This is a genomic window from Kineococcus indalonis (assembly GCF_009906395.1).
Taxonomy (GTDB): Bacteria; Actinomycetota; Actinomycetes; order Actinomycetales; family Kineococcaceae; genus Kineococcus; species Kineococcus indalonis.
On the sequence record NZ_JAAALM010000320.1, the window covers coordinates 1 to 4,774 of the forward strand.

A 4,774-nucleotide genomic window follows, 5' to 3' on the forward strand; every position below is an offset into this window, starting at 1 on the left:
CCCCCCGCCGGTCCCGCCGCCGGGGGGCGCGGGCGGGAACCGCCCCGCCCTGCGATCCGTTGCAGCCAGCACGGCGACCGGCGTCCCGGCCGCTCCCACGGATCGAAGGAAGCAGGTCTCTCGGTGAGCCCCTCGGTGGACGACGTCCGCAACGTCATCGTCATCGGTTCCGGTCCGGCCGGGTACACCGCGGCCCTGTACGCCGCCCGCGCGGAGCTCGAGCCCCTCGTCTTCGAGGGTTCCGTCACCGCCGGCGGCGCGCTGATGAACACCACCGAGGTCGACAACTTCCCGGGCTTCCCCGAGGGCGTCCTCGGCCCGGACCTCATGGACAACATGCGCGCCCAGGCCGAGCGCTTCGGCGCCGAGCTGGTCACCGACGACGTCGTGGACGTGCGCCTGCAGGGCGACGTCAAGGAGGTCGTCACCGGCGGCGGGCAGACCTTCCGCGCCCGCGCCGTGATCCTCGCGCTGGGCTCGGCGTACCGCGAGCTCGGCCTGCCCGACGAGAAGCGCCTGTCCGGCCGCGGCGTCAGCTGGTGCGCCACCTGCGACGGCTTCTTCTTCCGCGACCAGGACATCGTGGTCGTCGGCGGCGGCGACTCCGCCGTGGAGGAGGCCACCTTCCTGACCCGCTTCGCCCGGACGGTCACGATCGTGCACCGCCGCGACGAGCTGCGCGCCTCGAAGATCATGGCCCGCCGCGCCCACGAGAACGAGAAGATCCGCTTCGCGTGGAACTCCGAGGTCGCCGCGATCCACGGCCAGGACAAGGTCAGCGGCGTCACGCTGCGCGACACCGTCACCGGTGCCGAGCGCGAGGTGGCCGCCACCGGCCTGTTCGTGGCCATCGGCCACGAGCCGCGCACCGGCCTGGTCAAGGGCCAGGTCGACCTCGACGAGAGCGGCTTCGTGCTCGTGGAGGGGCGCAGCACCAGGACGAACGTGCCCGGCGTGTTCGCCGCCGGCGACGTCGTGGACCACACGTACATGCAGGCCATCACCGCCGCCGGCATGGGCTGCTCCGCCGCCCTGGACGCCGAGCGGTACCTCGCCGCCCGCGACGACGTCGAGCAGGACGTCAACCCGCCCCGCGAGGAGACCACCACCCCCGCGGTGGCGGACTCCGAGACGGTCGAGCGCCCGCAGCCGCGCGAGCGCTGAGACCACCCCACCCCACCGAGCACGAGGAGGCAGCCCGTGAGCGCCACCACCGCCGTCACCGACGACACCTTCGAGGAGCAGGTCCTCAAGTCCGACAAGCCCGTGCTGGTCGACTTCTGGGCGCCCTGGTGCGGCCCGTGCCGCCGCGTCGCGCCGGTGCTGGAGGAGATCGCCGCCGAGCACGGCGACAAGATCACCGTCGTGAAGCTCAACACGGACGAGAACCCGCGCACCGCCGCGAAGTACGGCGTGACGTCCATCCCGCTGATGAACGTCTACTCCGGCGGCGAGGTCGTCAAGAGCATCCTGGGCGCCCGCCCCAAGCCCGACATCCTCGCGGAGCTGTCCGACATCGTCGGCTGAGCACCGCGCGCACGTCCCGCCGAGCCCCGGCACCGCCTCGCGGTGCCGGGGCTGCGCCGTCCCCGGAGGGTCCCGGGCTCTCCCCGCGGGAGAACCCGCCCCGGCCGGCCGTCGCGGCGGGCACGATCGGCACGTGGAGCTGCTGGTGCTGGGCGGGACGCGCTTCGTCGGGCGCGCGGTCGTGGCCGAGGCCCTGGCGCGCGGCTGGGGCGTGACCGCCGTGCACCGCGGGCGCACCGGAGCGCTGCCGGCCGGCGTGCGGGAGCGCCGCGCCGACCGCACCGACCCCGCGGCGCTGGCCGCCGCGCTCGGCGCGGAGCGCTGGGACGCCGTCGTCGACACCTGGTCCGGGGCCCCGCGGGTGGTCACCACCGCCGCGCGGCTGCTCGCCGGGCGCGCGCAGCGCTACGGCTACGTCTCCAGCGGCTCCGTGTACGCCTGGGGCGAGCACGTCGACGAGACCTCCCCCGTCGTGGACGGCGAGCCGCTGGCCGCCGACGGCGACTACCCGGCCCTCAAGCGCGGCGCCGAGCTCGGCGTGCTGGCCAGCTTCCCCGACGCCCTGCTGGCCCGCGCCGGGCTGGTCCTGGGCCCGCACGAGGACATCGGGCGCCTGCCGTGGTGGCTGCGGCGCACCGCCGCCGGCGGTCGGGTCGTCGCCCCCGGGCGCCCGCAGCGGCCCCTGCAGCTCGTCGACGCCCGCGACCTGGCCTCCTGGCTGCTGTCCGGGCTGGCCGGCGGGCTCACCGGGGCCGTGGACGTCGCCAGCCCCTCCGGGCACACCACCACCCAGGGGCTGCTGGGCGCGTGCGTGCGGGTCACCGGCTCGCGCGCGCAGCTCGTGTGGGTCGACGAGGAGCGCCTGGCCGCCGAGGGCGCGCAGCCGTGGACCCACCTGCCGTGCTGGGTGCCCGAGCGCGGGGGGTTCGCCGGCTTCCTGGAGGCCGACACCTCCCTGGCGGCGCGCACGGGCCTGGTGTGCCGGCCGGTGGAGGACACCGTCGCCGACACCTGGGCGTGGGTGCAGCGGGGGCCGCTGCCCCCGCAGCGCCCCGACCGGGCCGTGCACGGCCTGCCGCCGGAGCTGGAGCGCCGGCTGCTGGCCGCGTGAGGCCCCCCGTCAGCCGTGGGCGACGCCGCTGAGCACCGGCACCCGCACGCTGCCCAGCAGCCGCTCCAGCGCCGCCTCGACGTCCTCGCGCCAGCTGATCGCGTTCTTCAGCTCCAGGCGCAGGCGCGGGTAGCGGTGGTGGGGGCGCACCACCGTGAACCCCACCGACCCCAGCAGGTGCGCGGGCAGCACGCACGGCTCGTCCGTCTCGTGGGCGCACTGCTCGTTGCCATCCCCGCCGGGCACCAGGCCGGTGCCGCCGAAGGCCTCCACGGCCTTCGCGCCGCGCTGGGTGAGGTCCTTCGCCGCGCCCTGCAGCAGCATCCGCGCCAGGCCCTCGCCGCGGAAGGCCGGGTCGATCCACCCCGTCGTCAGCAGCACCGCGTCCCCGCTCACCGGCGAGGTCGCGAACCCGCTCTGGCGCGGCACGTACGCCGGCGGGGCGTACATCACGAACCCCGCGGGCTGGTCGTCGACGTACACCAGGCGCCCGCACGGGCCCCACTGCAGCAGCACGGAGGAGACCCACGCCTCCTTCTCGAAGTCCGGGTAGCCGGCCTCCGCCGCGCGCTGGGCGGCGACGGCGTCCAGCTCCCAGAAGACGCACCGGCGCGACGCCTTGGGGAGGTCGGCGACCGTCTCGAGCGTCAGCGGCGCCATGCGACGACCCACTGGGGCGACCCCCTCCGTGTTCCCTGCGCGTCGGAGGCATCCTAGGTGGCAGGGTGGCCCGGGTGCGACGAGTCCCGTCGCGCAGGACCGCAGCCACCCGGAGGCCTCCGTGAGCCAGCACCCGCCCGCACCCCGCACCGGCAGCGCGCCCGCCGCGCCCGCCGCCGCCGGGGCGCGAGCGGCCGCGGCCGGCACCCGCCTGGACCGCTGGCTGGGCTCCTACGCCGAGCGCACCCGCTCGATGACGGCCTCGGAGATCCGCGCCCTGTTCGCCGTCGCCAGCCGCCCGGAGGTCGTCTCCCTGGCCGGGGGGATGCCGTACCTGCCGGCGCTGCCGCTGGACGCCGTCGCGGAGACCTCCCGCCGCCTCGTCGCCGAGCGCGGCGCGCAGGTGCTGCAGTACGGCTCCGGGCAGGGCGAGCCGGGCATGCGCGAGCAGATCACCGAGGTGGTGCGCCCGCAGGGCATCGACGCCCACCCCGACGACGTGGTCGTCACCACCGGCTCGCAGCAGGCCCTGGACCTGGTGGCGCGCGTCTTCCTGGACCCCGGCGACGTCGTGCTGGCCGAGGCGCCCAGCTACGTCGGCGCGCTGGGGGTGTTCCGCTCCTACCAGGCGCACGTGGAGCACGTGCCGATGGACGACGACGGCCTGCAGCCGGCGGCGCTGGAGGAGGCGCTGGTGCGCCTGCGCGCCGCCGGGCGGCGGGTGAAGCTGCTCTACACGGTGCCCAACCACCACAACCCCGCCGGGGTGACGCTGTCGCTGGAGCGGCGCCGGCAGGTGGTGGAGCTCGCCCGCCGCCACGGGCTGCTGGTGCTGGAGGACGACCCGTACGCCCTGCTCGGCTTCGACGGCGACCCGCTGCCCGCGATGCGCTCCCTGGACGCCGAGCACGTGGTGCACCTGGGCTCCTTCTCCAAGACGTTCGCGCCCGGCTACCGCCTGGGCTGGGCGATCGCCCCGCACGCGGTGCGCGAGAAGCTCGTGCTGGCCGCGGAGTCGGCGGTGCTGTGCCCGACGACCCTGGGGCAGGCCGTGGTCACCGAGTACCTGCGCACCCACGACTGGCACGGGCAGGTGAAGGTGTTCCGCGAGCTGTACCGCGAGCGGCGCGAGGCGATGCTCGAGGCGCTGGCCACCCACCTGCCGGAGGCGTCGTGGACGCGCCCGGTGGGCGGCTTCTACGTGTGGGTGACGCTGCCGCAGGGCCTGGACGCCGCCGCGCTGCTGCCGCGCGCGGTGAGCGGGCGGGTGGCGTTCGTGCCGGGCACCGCGTTCTACGCCGACGGCCGCGGCGGGCGGCACCTGCGCCTGGCGTACTGCTTCCCCGAGCCGGAGCGGGTCCGCGAGGGCGTGCGCCGCCTGGCGGGCGTGGTGCGCGAGGAGCTGGAGGTGCTGGAGACGTTCGGGCCGCTGCCGGCCCGCTCGGGCGGTGCGGGCGGTGCGGGCGGTGCGGGCGG

Annotated in this window: 5 protein-coding genes; 4 read left to right on the forward strand and 1 reads right to left on the reverse strand. The window is 76.3% G+C overall.

From position 1 onward, the window contains the following. Positions 1-123 precede the first annotated feature (123 nt). From trxB to GTR00_RS14715, 3 genes are all read left to right on the forward strand, one after another. The gene (trxB, locus tag GTR00_RS14705) at positions 124-1,164 is read left to right on the forward strand and encodes a thioredoxin-disulfide reductase (protein ID WP_323132493.1); all 1,041 of its coding nucleotides are present in this window, start codon (positions 124-126) and stop codon (positions 1,162-1,164) included. Positions 1,165-1,200: 36 nt separating this feature from the next. After that, entirely contained in the window at positions 1,201-1,527 is a 327-nt protein-coding gene (gene trxA, locus GTR00_RS14710) for a thioredoxin (RefSeq protein ID WP_166612352.1), read from the forward strand. 133 nt (positions 1,528-1,660) lie between these two features. After that, the gene (locus tag GTR00_RS14715) at positions 1,661-2,638 is read left to right on the forward strand and encodes an NAD-dependent epimerase/dehydratase family protein (protein ID WP_205705847.1); all 978 of its coding nucleotides are present in this window, start codon (positions 1,661-1,663) and stop codon (positions 2,636-2,638) included. 9 nt (positions 2,639-2,647) lie between these two features. Here GTR00_RS14715 and GTR00_RS14720 read toward each other — a convergent pair whose 3' ends face one another. Then, positions 2,648-3,310: a GNAT family N-acetyltransferase gene (locus tag GTR00_RS14720; RefSeq protein ID WP_166612353.1), complete on the reverse strand. Its 663-nt coding sequence runs from the start codon at positions 3,308-3,310 to the stop codon at positions 2,648-2,650. Positions 3,311-3,419: 109 nt separating this feature from the next. Here GTR00_RS14720 and GTR00_RS14725 point away from each other — a divergent pair. Then, positions 3,420-4,774: aminotransferase-like domain-containing protein (locus GTR00_RS14725; RefSeq protein WP_323132494.1), on the forward strand; the 1,355-nt coding region annotated here is incomplete at its 3' end.